The following is a 19,108-nucleotide window of genomic DNA, read 5'->3' as shown; positions in this document are numbered from 1 at the left end:
TTATATATGTGAGATTTCCGCTTTCGCGGAAATGAAAAATCTAATTAAAATGCGTCAGTTACACAGCCTTTTGAAGCAGAAGCCACCGATTTCGCATATTTATATAATATTCCTTTTTTGTGTTTTAATTCCGGAGCAACCCAAGCCGCTTTACGCTTAGCCAGTTCTTCTTCAGAAATTAATACATTAATAGAATTATCTTCCGCACTAATTCTGATACGATCTCCGGTTTCAACCAAACCAATAGCTCCTCCGGTTTGTGCTTCAGGCGTAATGTGCCCAACAACAAATCCGTGTGTACCACCAGAGAAACGCCCATCGGTAATCAAAGCCACCGATTTTCCTAAACCAGCACCCATAATTAAAGAGGTTGGTTTTAACATTTCCGGCATACCAGGTCCACCTTTAGGACCTACATAACGAATAACAACAACATCGCCTTTTGCAACTTCCCCATTAGAAATACCAGTGTTTGCAGCTTGTTCACCATCGTAAACCACCGCTTTACCTTCAAATACCAATCCTTCTTTTCCTGAGATTTTAGCCACAGCACCTTCTTCAGCTAAGTTTCCGTAAAGGATTTGTAAATTTCCTGAAGATTTTAAGGCTTTATCTGTTGGGTAAATAACATCTTGCTCATCATCAAACTGAAGCGGCTCAACATCTTTTAAGTTTTCAGCTAAGGTTTTACCGGTAACAGTCATACAATCGCCGTGTAAATAGCCGTTATCTAATAAATACTTCATAACAGCTGGTGTGCCACCAATACCGTGTACATCTTCCATTAAGTATTTACCACTTGGTTTTAAATCGGCAATTAAAGGTGTTCTATCACTAACACGTTGAAAATCCTCTAAAGTAAATTCTATATCTGCAGCATGAGCAATTGCCAAGAAGTGTAATACCGCATTGGTAGAACCACCAAGCGCATTTACAATAGCAATTGCATTTTCAATAGATTTTTTAGTAATGATATCTAAAGGTTTTAAATCTAATTCCAATAGATTTTTAATCGCAATTGCGGTTCTTTCGCTTTCCGATAATTTGTTTGGATTCTCAGCTGGTATAGATGAATTATAAGGCAAAGCGAACCCCATACACTCTATAGCCGAAGCCATCGTGTTTGCCGTATACATACCTCCGCAAGCTCCTGCTCCTGGAATCGCACTTTTTATTATTTCTCGGTATTCTTCCTCATCAATCTCTCCTGCTACTTTTTGCCCTAAAGCTTCAAATGCCGAAACAATATTTAATTTTCTTCCTTTATAGTTTCCTGATGCGATTGTTCCACCGTACATCATGATTGACGGACGGTTTAAACGTAACATAGCAATTACAGCTCCCGGCATATTTTTATCACACCCTACCACAGAAATAAGTGCATCGTAACTTTGAGCATTCATAACCGTTTCAATAGAATCTGCTATGATATCACGAGAAGCCAAAGAATAATTCATTCCGGAGGTTCCCATAGAAATACCATCACTTACACCAATAGTATTAAACCCTAAACCGACTAATCCTGCAATATTACACTCAACCTTGACCTCATCTTTAAGACTATTTAAGTGCATATTACAAGGGTTACCATCGTAACCTGTACTTGCAATACCCACCTGAGCTTTTTTCATATCCTCATCGGTTAACCCAACCGCATATAGCATAGCCTGTGATGCCGGCTGAGATTCATCTTGCGTAAGTCGTTTACTGTGTTTATTAAGTTCTTTCATTTTTATTAAAGATATTCTACAATCTATCCTTTATTTTATTTAATACTTTATCTTTTTAAGATTTACTTTATAAATAGTCTAACTTTTCGAATTGAAGTTCGAAAGTAAACCATTAGGTTTTTTAATTCTTATTTCCTTTAATTTTCAAGGTTAAATCCATTACCCTAAAAAACTATTCAAACATCTGATTATCAATAATTTAATTAGATATTTTTATGATGTCCAAAAATTAAAATAATTGCATAAAAAAAGCCTCCCAAATTGGAAGGCTTAATATTTTCTTATACAAAAGTTTTAACAATAGCCTCCCAGTCCCTGTGAAATAATCACAATGACAATAATAGAAATGCTAATTAAAATCTGGTTTCTCATAATTCCTGAACAACAAATATTTAAAATATTTATTTAAACTCCAATTAAATCCTTAAAAAAATCAAAAGTAATTCTCTATTCCTTATTATTTTTTTACTTTTGCCCTCGAAAAATAACAGAGGAAAGATTTGACTGATTGCAACCTCTTTGTATAACCTTATTTTTTTAAACAATTAAAAATGAGATTAATGCAAGCAAAAATGCTAAAGGCAGTGTAAACTTCCTTCGACGTTATCCGTCAAATCTTAGTATAAAAATAGTTTTATGGCATATTTATTTACTTCGGAAAGTGTTTCTGAAGGCCACCCAGATAAGGTTGCTGACCAAATTAGCGACGCTTTAATTGACAATTTTTTAGCTTTTGATAAAGAGTCGAAAGTAGCATGTGAAACTCTTGTAACTACAGGTCAGGTTGTTCTTGCCGGTGAGGTTAAGTCACACACCTATCTTGACGTTCAAAAAATTGCAAGAGATACAATTAACAAAATTGGATACACTAAAGGCGAATATATGTTCGACGGAAACTCTTGTGGTGTATTTTCTGCAATTCATGAACAGTCTGACGATATTAATCGTGGTGTAGACAGAGCTTCTAAAGAAGAACAAGGTGCAGGAGACCAGGGAATGATGTTTGGTTACGCCACTAACGAAACCGAAAACTTCATGCCTTTGGCTCTAGATTTATCACACTTACTTTTAACTGAATTAGCAGCTCTAAGACGTGAAAACAAAGACATCACTTATTTAAGACCAGACTCTAAAAGCCAGGTAACGATTGAATATAGTGATGATAATGTTCCGCAACGCATCGATGCAATTGTAATCTCTACGCAACACGACGATTTCGCTGATGACGATACCATGTTAGCTAAAATTAGAAAAGACATTGTAGAGATTTTAATTCCTCGTGTTATCGCTAAATTACCAGAGCAAATTCAGGCTTTATTTAACGATGATATCAAATATCACATTAACCCGACTGGTAAATTCGTAATTGGTGGACCACACGGTGATACCGGACTTACAGGTCGTAAAATTATTGTAGATACTTACGGTGGAAAAGGTGCACACGGTGGTGGTGCTTTCTCTGGAAAAGACCCAAGTAAAGTAGACCGTAGTGCTGCTTATGCAACGCGCCATATTGCTAAAAACTTAGTTGCTGCTGGTGTAGCCGACGAAGTTTTAGTACAGGTAAGTTATGCGATTGGTGTAGTTGAACCAATGGGTATTTTTATTAATACCTATGGAACTTGTCCGTTTAACATGACCGATGGTGAAATCGCTGAAAAAGTTTCTGAAATATTCGACATGCGACCATTTGCTATCGAAGAGCGTTTAAAACTAAGAAACCCTATTTATAGTGAAACTGCGGCTTACGGACACATGGGACGCACTAATGAAATCGTAACAAAAACCTTCACCCAACCTACAGGTGAAAGTGTTACTTTAGATGTGGAATTATTCACATGGGAAAAATTAGACTATGTAGATCAAGTGAAAGCAGCTTTCAACTTATAATCTGCAATTCCTTATAAAAATTAAAAAACTCCGTAACTTTAAACTTACGGAGTTTTTTATTTCTATACATTTCATCATGCTACACAAATTAACCCTTCTACTTATTTTAGCAATCACCTTAAACTCATGCGCCACAAAAAAAACATGGTTGAGTAATACTGCACAAAGTAAGATTACCTATAAAACACATGAATCTAAAACTCCTGTTCAAGATGTTAATGGAAACTATCTAACCATTGTTTACCTTGAAAATTTAGGATTTAAAAAGCTTGGCGGTTACACAAATTCTGAAAACGTAAAATGGCTGTTAAACCAAGGATATCGGGTTATTGAATTAAACTACAAGAACAATCCAAACGCCATTGCCTCAAAAATCAATCAAGATATTATTGTTATAAATAACGCTTTAGCGGAAGGTAATTTTTGCGGATTTAGCGATTGCTCAAAAATTCAATCATATATATTATTCGAAGGCTACCGAATAAAACGAAATATACCTTATTTTAAAGATGACCCAACGGTTTATAACCGACCTGACCAATACACTGAAGGTGATATGCTAAATATGGATATTATATACCCGGCTAATCCTTCAAAAGAAGTGCCGACTATTTTATCCTTTTCGTATAGTAACAGCTATGCTACGTTCAACAAAGAGAAAAACACTTTAACCGACGACCATAAAAACCTGAGAACCTTTTTACCGTATACATTTTCCGGTTTTAATGATTCATTTCTACAAGGCGCCCCTGCTCATGGTTTGGCATGGGCTATTGCCGATCACCCAAAATACTGTTCATGGGGAAGCGGCAAACCCAAAGAGGGACCAAACGACACCTACAAATCGTATGAGACGAACCCGGATACGGCACAAAAAGTTAAATCGGCTATTCGTACATTAAGAAGTATGACTAATGACTTAGGTCTTTCTGGAGATATTGGTATTTACGGCTTCTCACGAGGTTCTACCGCAGGTTCCATGGCTATTGGTGATAAATCGGTTCCCTTGTTTGAAAATGCCGGTTTTAATATTGGTATTTCAGACGATGTACAAGTCGCTGCACTTGGACCAGGCGTATTCGATTATACTCAAATATACAATACGCTTGACGATGGCGATGGTAATTTAGAATTACGTTGCCCATGGGCCTGGGGTGCTTTAGAAGACAATTATGATTTATGGAAAACTATGGGTTCGGAATATCTTGTTGAAACTTCAGAAACAGCTCCAGTTTTATTCTTCTATAATACTACTGATGATGCTTACTACCAAGACCAAATATTACACTTAAAAAACAAACTTGACAAACTCAATGTACCTAACCAAACTCTTGTAGATTACGGCACAGGTCATGCCGTTCCTCAAACAGAAAAAGATTTAGATACTCTGTATACATTCTTCAAAAAGTATTTAAATCCTCCGACTTTGGAGCTTAAAAATTAAATGAAAGTATTTGAAATAAAAAAGCCTGCGTAATGCAGGCTTTTCAGTTTTGTGGGAAGAGCAGGATTCGAACCTGCGAAGACTTAGTCAGCAGATTTACAGTCTGCCCTCGTTGGCCGCTTGAGTATCTTCCCAAAACCGGGTGCAAATATATCATAGATTATTAAACTACACAACATAAAAATGCTCGTTTTTTTGAAAAAATATTCAAAACCATAATTAACAAGCTTTTACAAATAACTTTTTTTTCAAAAAAAATCTATAATCTATCGTTTTCAGATTAAAATCTGCGGTCTCCGGCACGCTCACTAAACTGAGAACGCATTTCTTCCATTTTCTTTTTTACCAAATCATCGTAATCTGCTCTACTAATCTCCTTCCCTTTTGAAGGTGCTTCAATCGCAACTTTTTCAGCTGGATTCATCACAATTTTTGAACAGTATAACGTGGTTCTATCTACAGTAACCTCTAAAATTAATCCCGGAAGTCCCCAATAATCTCCAGGCCCCTGATTAATTGGAATTTTTAATGTATACCAAGCTTCCACTTCTACCTCCTTGGTTGGAGCTGGTTCTTCCATTTGACCATCGGCATTTGGGCGTCTTCTAAAATTTCCAGGCCCTACGTTAGGCACCGTTCTTTTAGCTGTTGCTTTTAAACACATATATTCGCCAATCTTTTTGGACTCGTTGGTCATCTTCCAATCTAAATTTGGCAATTCATCTTTTATTAAAAACTGCTTACCAAAAAACTCCTGATCTTGTATTAACTGCTTTGCCTTTATATTTTTATACTGAGGACCATTAGAAAAGCTATTCATCATACCTCTCCATCTACCACCGCCGCCACCTGAATTCTCAGTTTCTTCCACTTTATAAAAAGATTCAATTTGATTAAACGTTAAGGTATAGGTTTTATCTAGCATTTCTTTCATACGCTCTACCATACGCTTTTGGCGCTCCGGATCCATATCTCCACCGCCAAAACCTTGTGTATCGACATTGGTATTAGACTTATAGTAGGCAATACCTTGAAAATCTTTTTGAGCAAAGCCCATTATCGAGACAAACAAAGCCGATGCTAAAACTAATTCTTTAATGTATTTCATTTTCATACGTTGATTTTTGTTTTAAAAAGTTAACAATACTCCTTCAGAAAAGTTGATTTCATTGTAGTTAGATATCAAAAATATGATTAAGTTTAATTGCTATATGTTAAAATATAAATAAAACAAGAAATAGCCTTTTTAATATATGTTTAAAAGACAAGGATATAATGACACCAAAAACTGTTTTATTAATAAAAACATTAAGGCTTTTTTGTATTTTTGATTTCTACATGAAACATTTAATATATCTAATTACTTTTTTATCAATCTCGGTACATTCTCAGGAATTTATTGAGACTTCGTTTATTAAAGATACCAAACTGGAAGCTGATAGGTTTGTAAGCGTTTCAAGCTTTGAAGCAACGTTTTATATTTTCGACAATGTTTTATTTAAAAAAGAGAAAAACTCTAAAGGCATTGATATTGGATATAATAACTTTCAATTAGGAGACATTACTTCTGTAAACACATTCAATCCGTTAAAGATTAATTTGTTTTATAAAGATTTCAACACGGTTGTTATTTTAGATAATCGCATGGCCGAAATCACAAAAATAGATTTCAACGCCTTAGAAGAACAAAAATATGTAACGCACGTTTCAACAGGGTACGATAATACCATTTGGGTATTTAATGAAAACAACCAGCAACTCGAACTTTACGACTACAAAACGAAAACTACTCGTGCAAAATCAATGCCTATTCAAAATAATGTTCTGGATATTAAAAGTAATTACAATACCTGTTGGGTACTTACCGAAAAGTACTTGTACATCTACAATTACTTTGGGAGTCTGATTAAAAAAATAAAAAATAAAGGCTTTACAGCATTCGATCAGAGTAACGAAAATATTATCCTGAAAAAGGAGAATACACTATTCTTTTTAAAAAATGAATCTGATAAAATTATCCCTATAAAATTACCAAATTTATTGATAGATGCGTTTTTTGTAACCAAGGAAACCTTGTATATTTACGACAATGAAACCCTACATGAATACCAAATAAAAACCATCTAACACTATGCATATTGCTATTGCCGGAAATATTGGCGCAGGAAAAACCACTCTAACAAAACTACTTGCAAAACATTATCACTGGGAAGCGCAGCTCGAAGATGTTGTCGATAATCCGTATTTAGATGATTTTTACAACCAAATGGAACGTTGGAGTTTCAACCTTCAGGTATACTTTTTAAATAGCCGTTTTCGCCAGATTTTACAAATTCGAGAAAGCGGAAAAGATATCATTCAGGATCGCACCATTTATGAAGATGCTCATATTTTTGCTCCCAATTTACATGCTATGGGACTTATGACAAATCGCGATTTCGAGAATTACCGTTCCCTTTTTGATTTAATGGAATCCTTAGTACAGGGACCCGATATCCTAATCTATTTACGAAGCTCTATTCCTAATCTGGTATCTCAAATTCAAAAACGTGGTCGAGAATATGAAAACTCTATAAGTATTGATTACTTAAGCCGACTTAATGAACGTTACGAAGCATGGATTCATGGTTATAATAAAGGGAAGTTACTAATTATTGATGTCGATAAATTAGATTTTGTATCAAACCCTGAAGATTTAGGCTATGTTATTAACACCATCGATGCAGAAATAAACGGCTTATTTTAGTACTTTTGCGGCCTTAATTTTTATCAACGATAATGACGGCGACAAAATATTTAGCACTTACCGTTACACTTATATGCAGTGTATTCATCAGCAACGCTCAAACAGCAACTGACTCCTTATCTACAACTAAGGAAAAAGGTCGTATTTGGCAAAACCTAAAATACGATGGAGGGTTTGTACTTAAAAGCGTAGGTAATGGATTTACACAACCTTTACGTTGGCAAAAAAAGGACTTTCTAACTGCAGCTGGAATTGTGGCTGGAACTGGTTTATTATATGCTGCCGATACAGATGCTCACACCTATTTTCTTGAACAAGGAGAAAATGCCCCACAGGTTTTAAAAGAATTTGGTTGGTACTTTGGAAGCCCACAAAACTTCTTTATGATTTCGGCTGGAATTTATGGTTTTGGACTTATAACAGATAATGAAAAGGTTCGTGAAACAGGGGTTTTAATTATAGGTTCGGCAGTCACTTCAGGCATTATTCAAACGCTCTCAAAAAACATAATAGGAAGAGCACGCCCAACCGATGGAGACAGAAATGATTTCGATATGTTTTCTAAAGAAGCTGGATACCACTCGTTCCCTTCTGGTCACACGATTTTATCGGTTTCTATGGCTCACGCGATTGCCAAACAATTTGAAAATATCTGGGTTAAAGCCGGTATTTATGCTGTTGGTTCTATTGCGCCAATTTCAAGATTATGGGCAGGAGCACATTGGTTAAGCGATGTAGGACTGGGTTATGCTATTGCTATTGTTACTGTAGATGGTGTTGATAATTTCATGAAGAAAAAAGGGGCCTACTCCTATGCTCAACCAAATAAAATTAGCTGGCAGTTTAAAGCGGGCTATGGTACTTTAGGTATCGTTGGTACGTTTTAATTTCATCCTGTTTATTTTTATTGTTTTTTAAATTAATCACATCATTTCAATCAAATTATAACATTTTTATTAAGGTTTTTAACATTTAATTACCATTTATTACTGGTATGAATGTATATTTTCGTGGCTTCATAAAAATTTGTCGATCATAACCCATGAAAAAAATTACCTTATTTTTCTTGTTAGCTTTACTGGCTAACATATCCTTTTCACAGGAAAATCAGGAAAACCTGACCCCAACACCCAATTACAGGTTGGCCACAAAGTTTTCTCCATACAACATTTCAAAAATGGTGCATTCCACTACTGTTGATCCCCACTGGCTGGAGAGTGGAAACCGTTTTTGGTATCAATACAAAACCACTGAAGGCTCTAACTACTACATTGTAGATGCCGATAAAAGAACCAAAAAGAAACTGTTCGACAATGCAAAAATGGCGAAGTGGTTAACCGAAATCACTAAAGACCCATACGATGCTAAACACTTACCTAAATTCGATTTCGAATTTGTTGATAACGATACAGCCATACGTTTCAAATTAACGTCAAATGAAGAAGTTGAAGTGGTTGATGAAAAAACTAAAAAAGATACAGACTCAATACAAACCGATTCTACCAAAACTAAAAAGGAGAAAAAGAAAGCTCCTAAAATGGAGAAGAAAAAGTACTTTCTTGAATACAAATTAGGTGCTAATGGGTTAACCATTCTCGAAAACGAAAAAGAGAAAAAAGAGCCTTGGAAAAAATGGGCCAATGTATCTCCTGACAGTACAGTAGTTTTATTCTCTAAGAACCACAACCTGTATTGGATGGATAAAGAAAACTTCCTTAAGATTGTAAAAGACGAAAAAGACACCACCGTTGTTGAAAACCAATGGACAAAAGACGGTGAACGTTATTTTGGGTATGGTGGCAGTGACAAGGAAGAAAGTAACACGACTAAACCTGCCGATACTACAAAACGGGAAGCCATCTACGGTTACTGGTCTCATGACTCTAAAAAATTCGTATTTGCTAAAAGGGATTCTCGTCATATTAAAGATTTATGGGTTATCAACTCGGTTGCAAAAGGGCGTCCTGAACTTGAAACTTATAAGTATCATATGGCTGGTGAGCCGGAGTTTTATAAGACAAGTGTATTAATCTTCGACATGCCTTCTAAAGAAATTAAATCGGTTCAATTAGATAGTACTGTTCAACAGACAATTGCAATCTATGCACATGAATACAAAAAGACCGATAAAAGAGAACACAAACCACGCCTTTTACTTTCTGAAAAAGACAAAATCTATTTCAGTACGGTTAGTCGCGACCGTAAACGATTAGACATTCATGTTGCCGACATCAATACAGGTGAAGTAAAAACCCTAATAGAAGATCACTTCAATACATTTGTAGACAAGAAGAACATTGTTTTGTTAAACAATGAAACCGAAATTCTACACTGGTCTGAACGCGATGGCTGGGGGCATTTCTACTTATATGATGCTAACGGAACATTAAAAAATCAGGTGACTTCAGGTGAATTCCACGTTGATGATTTTAAAGGTATAGACGAAAAAACACGTACCGTTTATTTCGTAGCTACCGGAGTAAATAAAAATGAAGACCCTTACTACGAGCATTTATACAAAGTAAACTTAAATGGAAGCGGGTTTAAATGTTTAAATGAAGGCGACTTCAATAACAGTATCGATTTATCAGATTCTAATCTTTTCTTTGTTAACAACTTTTCAAGAGTTAACACCGTACCTAAATCGGAACTTCGAAACAGCAACGGATCAGTAATTTTAGAATTAGAAGAAGCCGATTTATCACAACTTATGGCGGCCGGATATAAATTCCCGGAACCGTTTAAATTAAAAGCTGCCGACGGTATCACCGATTTATACGGAGTCATGTACAAACCTTACGATTTCGATGAAACTAAAAAGTATCCGATTTTAGAATACGTATACCCTGGCCCGCAAACCGAAGCCGTAAATAAATCGTTCTCGGTAAGCATGCACAACACCGACCGTATGGCTCAGGTAGGCTTTATTGTGGTTACAGTTGGTAACCGCGGTGGTCATCCGGCGCGTTCTAAATGGTATCACACTTATGGTTACGGAAACCTTAGAGATTATGGTTTAGAAGACAAAAAATATGTTGCCGAGCAATTAGCCGATAAATACAATTATATAGATATTGATAAAGTTGGAATTTATGGTCACTCGGGTGGCGGATTCATGTCTACCGCAGCCATGTTAGTCTATCCAGATTTCTTTAAAGTTGCTGTATCATCTGCCGGAAATCATGACAACACCATTTACAACAGTTGGTGGAGTGAAACCCACCATGGAATTAAAGAAGTTATTGGAGCTGAAGACAAAATTTCATTTCAGTATAACATTGATAAAAACCAGTCTTTGGTGAAGAACTTAAAAGGAAAACTAATGCTTGTTACAGGAGACATTGACAACAACGTTCATCCTGCTTCAACCATTCGAGTTGCCGATGCGTTAATTAAAGCAAACAAACGTTTCGACTTTATGGTTATGCCTGGTCAACGCCATGGCTTTGGTCAAATGTATGAGTATTTCTTCTGGCTAAAAGCGGATTATTTCAGCAAATACTTATTGGGTGTTGAAGTGACCGACACCGATATCAAAGAAATGAATATTGACATGCCACGAAAACATTAAACAGTTTTACAGTAAAAAAAAGCCACACTTTAAGTGTGGCTTTTTTTTACTGTAATTTGTTCAACTTTAGTCTCCAATTTCAGATTCTACGTCCCTTACAACTTTCTTCACGATGATATGATCACCTGATTTTTCACCTAAAGCTTCAACACTAGACTTCACTTCATCTTCTGTTCCCTCAAAAGTATCATACGATGTTGATGTTTCTCCATTAGAAGTCGTTACCGTAGTTACTATTGCTTTTACAGTACCATCATCATTTTTAGTCATATTTACTTTCACTTCTTTAGCGACCTCAACTTGATTTGAAGCATAAGCCGTATCGCCATCTAAAGATAAGGCAATACTAGGCGCAATAACCAAAGCCACAACACTCATTAATTTCAATAAGATATTTAACGAAGGACCCGATGTATCTTTAAACGGATCTCCAACCGTATCTCCTACCACTGCAGCTTTATGCGCATCAGTTCCTTTTCTTCCTTGTTCTTCAATGGTTTTTTTAGCGTTATCCCAGGCACCACCAGCATTAGACTGAAAAATTGCCATAAGTACACCACAAGTCGTCACTCCAGCTAATAAACCGCCTAACATTTCTGCTCCTCCAATAAATCCGATAGCTACAGGTACGGCAATCGCCAAAAGTCCTGGCAATACCATTTCTCTTATCGACGCTTGTGTTGAAATAGCCACACATTTTTCGTATTCTGCAACCCCATCGGCTTCATCAAATATTTTTCTATCAGCTTCCGAAGCTTTACTCATATCTGAATCGTATTTACGCATCACTTCTAAAGCTGCCTTTAACTTTGGAATATCTCTAAACTGACGACGAACTTCTTCAATCATAGCCATGGCTGCACGTCCAACAGCATTCATCGATAAAGCTGAAAACACAAAAGGCAACATTCCTCCTACAAGTAATCCCGCCATAATATCTGGTTGCGATACATCGATAGCCGTTACATTTGCTGTTTTCATAAAGGCTGCAAATAACGCCAAAGCTGTTAAAGCTGCCGAAGCAATCGCAAATCCCTTTCCAATGGCTGCTGTAGTATTTCCAACTGCATCTAATTTATCGGTACGCTCACGAACTTCACTTGGTAATTCCGCCATTTCAGCTATACCACCAGCATTATCAGAAATAGGTCCGTAAGCATCAACTGCTAACTGAATTCCTGTGTTTGCTAACATCCCCACTGCCGCAATAGCGATACCATATAATCCTGCAAAATAATGCGACACTAAAATAGCCGCAGCAATTAAAATAATTGGAATTGCTGTAGACATCATCCCAATACCTAATCCGGCAATAATATTAGTTGCAGAACCTGTTTCAGATTGCTTAACAATTGAATTTACTGGAGCTTTACCTGTTCCTGTATAATATTCGGTTACTTTTCCAACGGCTAAACCAGCTATCAAACCTGCAATAACCGCTATAAAAACACCTAATGATCCGTTTGGCAAACCTTCGGTTCCCGTTGGAATCATGGTATTAATAATAAAATAAGAGGCAACAACCATTAACCCTGCTGAGCCGAACTCACCAATATTTAAAGCGGTTTGTGGATTCCCGCCGTCTTTAACCTTTACAAAGAAAGTACCTATAATAGACATAATAATACCTACAGCCGCTAATACCAACGGTAAATAAACAGCTCCAAGTCCATTAAAATCAGGAGTGATAATAAAGGCACCTAGCACCATGGTTCCGATAATAGATCCCACATAAGACTCAAATAAATCGGCTCCCATTCCGGCAACATCTCCTACGTTATCTCCAACGTTATCGGCAATGGTTGCTGGGTTTAACGGGTGATCTTCAGGGATACCTGCTTCCACCTTCCCTACTAAATCGGCACCTACATCGGCAGCTTTGGTGTAAATTCCACCGCCTACACGTGCAAATAATGCAATTGACGAAGCTCCAAGAGAAAATCCGGAAAGCACATTAAGCACTTCGTTGATGCCCCAGCCCATTTCGCTATAAATCATGAAAAGGCCGCTTAATCCAAGTACACCTAAGCCCACAACACCAAGTCCCATAACAGCACCACCAGCAAAAGCCACCTCAAGTGCTTTCCCTAAGGATACTCTCGCGGCACTTGTAGTTCTTACATTGGCTTTAGTAGCTACTTTCATTCCTATAAAACCTGCTAACGCAGAACAAATAGCGCCCACAATAAATGATACTGCAACCATACCGTTAGAGCCTGCTTCGGCACTTCCTTTAAAATACAATAAAACGGCTACGGCAATAACAAATATTGATAAAATTTTATATTCGGCTTTAAGGAACGACATAGCCCCATCGGCTATATTTTTAGCAATTTTAATCATTTTTTCATTGCCCTGATCCTGCTTGGACACCCAGGCACTTTTAATAAATACAAATGCTAATGCCAACACTCCGAAAAGCGGTAAAAAGTTCACTATTAATTCCATATTAGTTTATTGGTTTTATGTTAATATATTTTTTTAATACTGCTAAAAATAGGAAAATATAAGTGATAAAAAAAGCCACCTTTTGTTAAAGATGGCTCATTCATTTTACAATATTTTATTAATCTGTGAATTTAGATTGTAAAGGTTCTTTTTTTCTTGTGGTCGCTTTCTTCATAACGCTTCACACACTCCTGGTAAATTCTAACCGCATCGTCTGCATTACCCCATCCACCTGTATCTACTTTTTTCTTCTCTAAGTCTTTATATACCTGGAAGAAATGCTCGATTTCTTTTAAACGGTGTGGGTTAATATCGCTAATATCCATCTTTTTACTCCAGATTGGATCTGATACAGGAACACAAATAACTTTTTCATCCGGACCTTTCTCATCAGTCATATAGAAAACACCAATTGGTCTTACCTCCATAACTATCATTGGGAAAGTTGGCTGATGCCCTAAAACTAAAATATCTAAAGGGTCTTGATCTAGTGCTAAGGTTTCAGGAATAAAACCGTAATCACCCGGATACATCATCGATGAAAACAACATGCGATCAAAACGGATTTTGTGTAATGTAAAATCGTACTCGTATTTATTTCTACTACCCTTTGGGATTTCTATTAAAACATCAAATGTTACTTGTTCGTTGCTCATTATATTCGTATTTGGTCGTGCAAATGTACTGAACACTTATGCATTTAACAACAAAAGCTTAGGATTTATAATCATAATTTAAGGTTAAACGTTTGAACTCATTTTCTTTAAATTCCAAATCAAATTTTATCTGTATAATTTTACGGGAAAAACCCACTTATTCCAAGTATAATGCAATTCTCGGCCTGTTTTAACAACTCGACTCAAACTATTTATTATCTTGTCCTTCTATTGTGACTAACTTTAAATATTTATGCGTTTACATTACTTACTTCTATTGCCCGTCTGTGCCATTTTTTCTGCACAGGCACAAACCAAACCATGGCAAGGCAAATTTGAGCCAATCGATAATATGATTGCACCACCAAACTCTTACCGTACCGCTAGTGGCGCTCCCGGACGTGAATACTGGCAACAACGAGCCGATTACAAAATCAAAGCTTCAATAGATGAAAAAACAAATGTTTTAACTGGAGAAGAAACCATTACGTATTACAACAATTCACCAGACGACCTAACCTATTTATGGCTTCAACTGGAACAAAACGTCAACAAAAAAGAAAACCCTGATTTTGGTGATGCCTTAGGTGGTGTTTCCGATGGTATGAACAGCCGACAAATGCAATTCCTTACCAGAGCTATTGACTTCCCGGCAGGTTATTCCATTAAATACATAAAAGATACTTCTGGAAACACAATTAAAGCCTTGGTGAATAACACCATGATGAAGGTTCTTTTAAACACACCTTTAAAATCGGGTGAAAACTTAAGTTTTTCTTTAGGCTGGTCTTACCCGATTACCGACAGAAGCATGTTTATGTTAAGTCGTGAAGGTTATGAATATTTCCCGGAAGATGACAATACCATTTATTTAATTGCGCACTGGTTTCCAAGAATGGCGGTTTATAACGATACCGAAGGCTGGCAAAATCAACAATTTAGACGCTTAGGTGAATTCGCTTTGGAGTTTGGTGATTACGATGTTGAAATTACCGTTCCTGAAGATCATGTGGTTGCAGCAACTGGAGAACTTCAAAATAGTGAAAATGTATTAACAAAAACACAAAGAAAACGCTTTGATGATGCCAAAAAATCGTTCGACAAACCTGTTTTAATCATCACTCAGGAAGAAGCTGCCGCTAATAAAAAAACAAAAAGCTCAAAAACGAAAACATGGAAATTCCATGCTGAAAACGTAAGAGATTTTTCTTTCGCTTCTTCTAGGAAATTTATCTGGGATGCTCAGGCTGTAAAATTACCAACCAATACAGTAATGGCGATGTCTTACTTTCCTGAAGAAGGTCTTCCGGTGTGGGAAGAAGAATCTACAAAAGCGATAAAAAATGCTTTGGAAGTGTATTCTGAAGCCACTTTCGACTACCCATATCCAGTAGCTATTTCGGTGAACACTTCTAATATTGGTATGGAATTCCCAATGATTAGCTTTAATGGTGGTCGCCCAAAAGATGGCAAAATGAGTGACGGCGCTAAAAAAGGAATGATTGGTACCATTGTCCACGAAGTGGGACATAACTGGTTCCCGATGATTATAAGTTCAGATGAGCGTAAATGGATGTGGATGGACGAAGGTTTAAACACGTTTATCCACCAGCGTACTATTGAAGAACGCTATCCTCAATTCAGTTATACCACACCAAAAAGCATTGTGCCGTTTATGAGTGGCGATAAAAATATTTTACGCCCAATCATGACCACTTCAGATAACGAATTATTAACCCAATTTGGAAACAACTTTTACCAAAAACCAACGGTAGGATTACAAATGCTTCGCGAATCAATTATTGGCAAAGAATTATTCGACCAGGCATTTAAAGAATATGCTAATCGCTGGAAATACAAACACCCAAATCCAGGCGATTTATTCAGAACACTTGAAGATGCTACAGCTACCGATTTAGATTGGTTTTTTAGAGGCTGGTTTTTCACTGTGGATCATGTTGACATGGAATTAAGCAATGTAAAGTGGTATAAAGTTTACGAAGAAAACCTGAACATTGAAGATCAGCAGAAAAAGAAATCCGTGAAAATTGAAGGGGAAAGCACTGCTGAAAACCCAAAAGATTTTTCAAACGGACCAGAAGTGATTACCATGACCGACACGCCTGATAATGCTTACGGCGGATTTTTATCCAGACTGGATGAAGCCGAAATGCGTAAACAATTACAAGGCAAAAACATTTATGAAATCACCATAAAAAATGTTGGTGGTTTAATCATGCCTGTAACTATTGAGTGGGTATATACCGATGGCTCAAAAGAAACCGACAAATTACCTGCCGATATCTGGAGACTTAACGAATATGAAGTGACAAAAACCTTCTTGAAAGACAAAGAAGTAAGCACGGTTAATTTAGATCCTAATTTTGAATTTGCCGATACCGATATGAACAATAACAGCTTCCCGAAAACGGAAACTCCATCGGATTTTGATAGTTTTAAAGAGAAGAAAACTCAAAAATAAACAGTAATAATTTATAATTTTGACCCCAAATAATAAAGTTATTTGGGGTTTTCTTTTAAACCTCATTTCTTAATGATATGCCTTAAATTTTATTGAACATGGTAATAAAAACTATTAAATATCTTCTCGCATGCACTTACTTAATTCTCACCTATAGTTGTGACAATTCCAAAGATGATGATTGTACCAAAACTATAACCGTAAATAATGTTTATTTCGTAAATAATCAATCTTATTATTACGAAACAACAATGGAAGTTCCTTGTGACACTCCTGACCCAGAACCTATTGAAGTTAATGCGCCAATATTAGAAAACTTCAAATATGAGATTATTAGTTTCAATTACACCCCTGATACTAGCAATGACACCTCTAGACTTCAGTTTGAAATCAAACTTAATAACCCAAATAATTTTCCTGTGGAAGGTATTGCTGTATTAACCATTAAATCTGATAATGTTGAATACACTTCTGGCAACTACTATGCTTCTAATGCAACAAATCATTGCTATAGCATTGATGCTAATTCTTCCTGTACACTCACTTTTGACAAGGAAGAATCATTAATTTATGGAAGTGCAAGTACAATGGAAATCATAAATGTAGAATACTATTTAACAAATCAATAATAGTTTTAATCAAAAACCCCAAAAGACCAAATCCTTTGGGGTTTTCTCATCAAAACACTAAAATCAGGAGGAGCTTAATCCCAACCTCCTCCTAAAGCACGATACATATTAACCATCGCATTCATTTGCTCCTTTTTAGTTTCAACCAACTCAAATTTAGACTCTAATGCTTCTCTTTGAGTTAACAACACTTCTAAATAATCCGCTCTTGCCGACTTAAACAAGGTATTCGAAATATCGATTGAACGGGTAAGCGCATCTACTTTCTGCGATTTCAAATCGTAGCTTTTATCAAGATTACTAATTTTAGAGAGCTGATTAGCAACTTCGAGATACGCGTTCAACACCGTTCTTTCATAATTAAATACTGCTTGTATTTGCTTTGCGCTGGCATTATAATATGCCGCTTTTATTTCATTTCTATTAATAAGTGGCCCGGCAATATCACCAACCACAGAATACAATAACGACTCTGGCGTTTCGGTTAACAGCGATGGTTTAAAAGCCTCTAAACCTACCCCTGCCGAAATACCAAGTGATGGATAAAATCTCGCTTTCGCTACTTTAATATCCAATTTTGCTGCTTCTAGTTCCATTTCCGCCTGACGAATATCCGGACGATTTTCCAACAATTGCGTAGGCACACCAACCGCTAAATGTTCAGGAATTAAATCGTAAAACGAGTCCGAACTTCTAATAACCGTCTGCGGAAATCTACCCACTAAAAAGTTGATATTGTTTTCGGTTTCCACAATTTGCTGTTTAATATCAAATTGTAAACTTCTGGTGTGCATCACCTCGGCTTCAAAACGTTTCACTGCCAGCTCGGTAACGCGAGCTGCCTGCTTTTGAAGTTTTACAATATTTAAGGCGTTAGATTGAATTTTGATATTTTCTTCAACAATACGCAACTGATTATCTAAAGCCAGCAATTCGTAATAGGAATTGGCGATTTCTGAAATCAGATTTGTCACCAAAAAGTTTCGGCCTTCAACCGAAGCAATATAACGCTGGTAGGTTGCCTTTTTTGCATTGCGCAACTTTTTCCAAACGTCAAGTTCCCAACGCGCCTGAAGCGCCAAACCGTAATTCGGTAAAGGCTCAGGAAATTCCTCTCCCGGTCTGATATCGGTATTGGCGTCATTCGCACCCTGGCTGGTATAACGCCCAACTTTTTCAACTTCAGCGCCAGCTTTAAAATCTACAAAAGGCAAGTACTCTCCTTTTTTGGCTTTCACTTCATTACGGGCAATTTCAATTTCCTGTAAGGTAATATTCAACTCCTGATTATTTTGTAATGCCGTTTCAATTAAAGCATACAAATGCGGATCGGTAAAATATTCCTGCCAGTGAACATCGGCTGTATTTGTTGTATCGGAAGATTGATTTTGAAATTGTTCCGGTACATCCTTTCGTTCCTTCATCACCCCAATAGTCGGCACACAAGAATACAGACTGGTTAAAACGACAGCGCCCAGCAACCCTATTTTTTTATAGTGTAACATATGTTTT

At 36.6% G+C, this 19,108-nt stretch carries 13 protein-coding genes and 1 tRNA gene; 8 read left to right on the top strand and 6 right to left on the bottom strand.

What is annotated here, in order from left to right:
• Nucleotides 1-44 precede the first annotated feature (44 nt).
• Nucleotides 45-1,730 (bottom strand): dihydroxy-acid dehydratase, encoded by a 1,686-nt coding sequence (ilvD, locus tag R1X58_RS08175; protein ID WP_240573672.1) that lies wholly within the window; start codon nt 1,728-1,730, stop codon nt 45-47.
• Nucleotides 1,731-2,366: 636 nt separating this feature from the next.
• On the opposite strand from ilvD, the gene metK reads away from it, so the two are divergent.
• Both metK and R1X58_RS08165 read left to right on the top strand, forming a co-directional pair.
• A complete protein-coding gene (metK, locus tag R1X58_RS08170) occupies nt 2,367-3,620 on the top strand; it encodes a methionine adenosyltransferase (protein ID WP_240573673.1) in 1,254 nt (417 codons plus the stop codon).
• Between the two features lie 76 nt (nt 3,621-3,696).
• A complete protein-coding gene (locus tag R1X58_RS08165) occupies nt 3,697-5,064 on the top strand; it encodes an alpha/beta hydrolase family protein (RefSeq protein ID WP_240573674.1) in 1,368 nt (455 codons plus the stop codon).
• A gap of 52 nt (nt 5,065-5,116) precedes the next feature.
• Here the strand turns inward: R1X58_RS08165 and R1X58_RS08160 are convergent.
• Both R1X58_RS08160 and R1X58_RS08155 read right to left on the bottom strand, forming a co-directional pair.
• A tRNA-Tyr gene (locus R1X58_RS08160) sits at nt 5,117-5,198 on the bottom strand.
• Between the two features lie 146 nt (nt 5,199-5,344).
• Complete coding sequence (locus tag R1X58_RS08155; protein WP_240573675.1) at nt 5,345-6,172, bottom strand: GLPGLI family protein; 828 nt, start codon at nt 6,170-6,172, stop codon at nt 5,345-5,347.
• A 230-nt stretch (nt 6,173-6,402) separates the two neighbouring features.
• Here R1X58_RS08155 and R1X58_RS08150 point away from each other — a divergent pair, with 230 nt between their 5' ends.
• From R1X58_RS08150 to R1X58_RS08135, 4 genes are all read left to right on the top strand, one after another.
• The gene (locus R1X58_RS08150) at nt 6,403-7,191 is read left to right on the top strand and encodes a hypothetical protein (RefSeq protein WP_240573676.1); all 789 of its coding nucleotides are present in this window, start codon (nt 6,403-6,405) and stop codon (nt 7,189-7,191) included.
• Nucleotides 7,192-7,195: 4 nt separating this feature from the next.
• Nucleotides 7,196-7,810, top strand: a complete 615-nt coding sequence (locus tag R1X58_RS08145; RefSeq protein ID WP_240573677.1) for a deoxynucleoside kinase — start codon at nt 7,196-7,198, stop codon at nt 7,808-7,810.
• Between the two features lie 32 nt (nt 7,811-7,842).
• Complete coding sequence (locus tag R1X58_RS08140) at nt 7,843-8,697, top strand: phosphatase PAP2 family protein (protein WP_240573678.1); 855 nt, start codon at nt 7,843-7,845, stop codon at nt 8,695-8,697.
• Between the two features lie 155 nt (nt 8,698-8,852).
• Nucleotides 8,853-11,381, top strand: coding sequence for a S9 family peptidase (locus R1X58_RS08135; RefSeq protein ID WP_240573679.1), 2,529 nt, complete (start codon nt 8,853-8,855; stop codon nt 11,379-11,381).
• Between the two features lie 66 nt (nt 11,382-11,447).
• Here the strand turns inward: R1X58_RS08135 and R1X58_RS08130 are convergent, their stop codons facing one another.
• Both R1X58_RS08130 and R1X58_RS08125 read right to left on the bottom strand, forming a co-directional pair.
• Nucleotides 11,448-13,829, bottom strand: coding sequence for a sodium-translocating pyrophosphatase (locus tag R1X58_RS08130; RefSeq protein ID WP_240573680.1), 2,382 nt, complete (start codon nt 13,827-13,829; stop codon nt 11,448-11,450).
• A 131-nt stretch (nt 13,830-13,960) separates the two neighbouring features.
• Nucleotides 13,961-14,485, bottom strand: coding sequence for an inorganic diphosphatase (locus R1X58_RS08125; protein WP_240573681.1), 525 nt, complete (start codon nt 14,483-14,485; stop codon nt 13,961-13,963).
• 253 nt (nt 14,486-14,738) lie between these two features.
• Between R1X58_RS08125 and R1X58_RS08120 the strand changes: the two genes are divergently transcribed.
• Together R1X58_RS08120 and R1X58_RS08115 are read left to right on the top strand one after the other, a co-directional pair.
• Nucleotides 14,739-16,967: a M1 family metallopeptidase gene (locus R1X58_RS08120; RefSeq protein ID WP_240573682.1), complete on the top strand. Its 2,229-nt coding sequence runs from the start codon at nt 14,739-14,741 to the stop codon at nt 16,965-16,967.
• Between the two features lie 98 nt (nt 16,968-17,065).
• Nucleotides 17,066-17,596, top strand: a complete 531-nt coding sequence (locus tag R1X58_RS08115) for a hypothetical protein (protein WP_240573683.1) — start codon at nt 17,066-17,068, stop codon at nt 17,594-17,596.
• A 74-nt stretch (nt 17,597-17,670) separates the two neighbouring features.
• On the opposite strand, the gene R1X58_RS08110 is transcribed toward R1X58_RS08115, so the two are convergent.
• Nucleotides 17,671-19,101, bottom strand: coding sequence for a TolC family protein (locus R1X58_RS08110; RefSeq protein WP_240573684.1), 1,431 nt, complete (start codon nt 19,099-19,101; stop codon nt 17,671-17,673).
• Nucleotides 19,102-19,108 lie beyond the last annotated feature (7 nt).

Source organism: Aestuariibaculum lutulentum, assembly GCF_032926325.1.
In the GTDB taxonomy this organism is placed as follows: domain Bacteria; phylum Bacteroidota; class Bacteroidia; order Flavobacteriales; family Flavobacteriaceae; genus Aestuariibaculum; species Aestuariibaculum lutulentum.
This window is presented reverse-complemented; position numbering and strand designations above follow the sequence as displayed.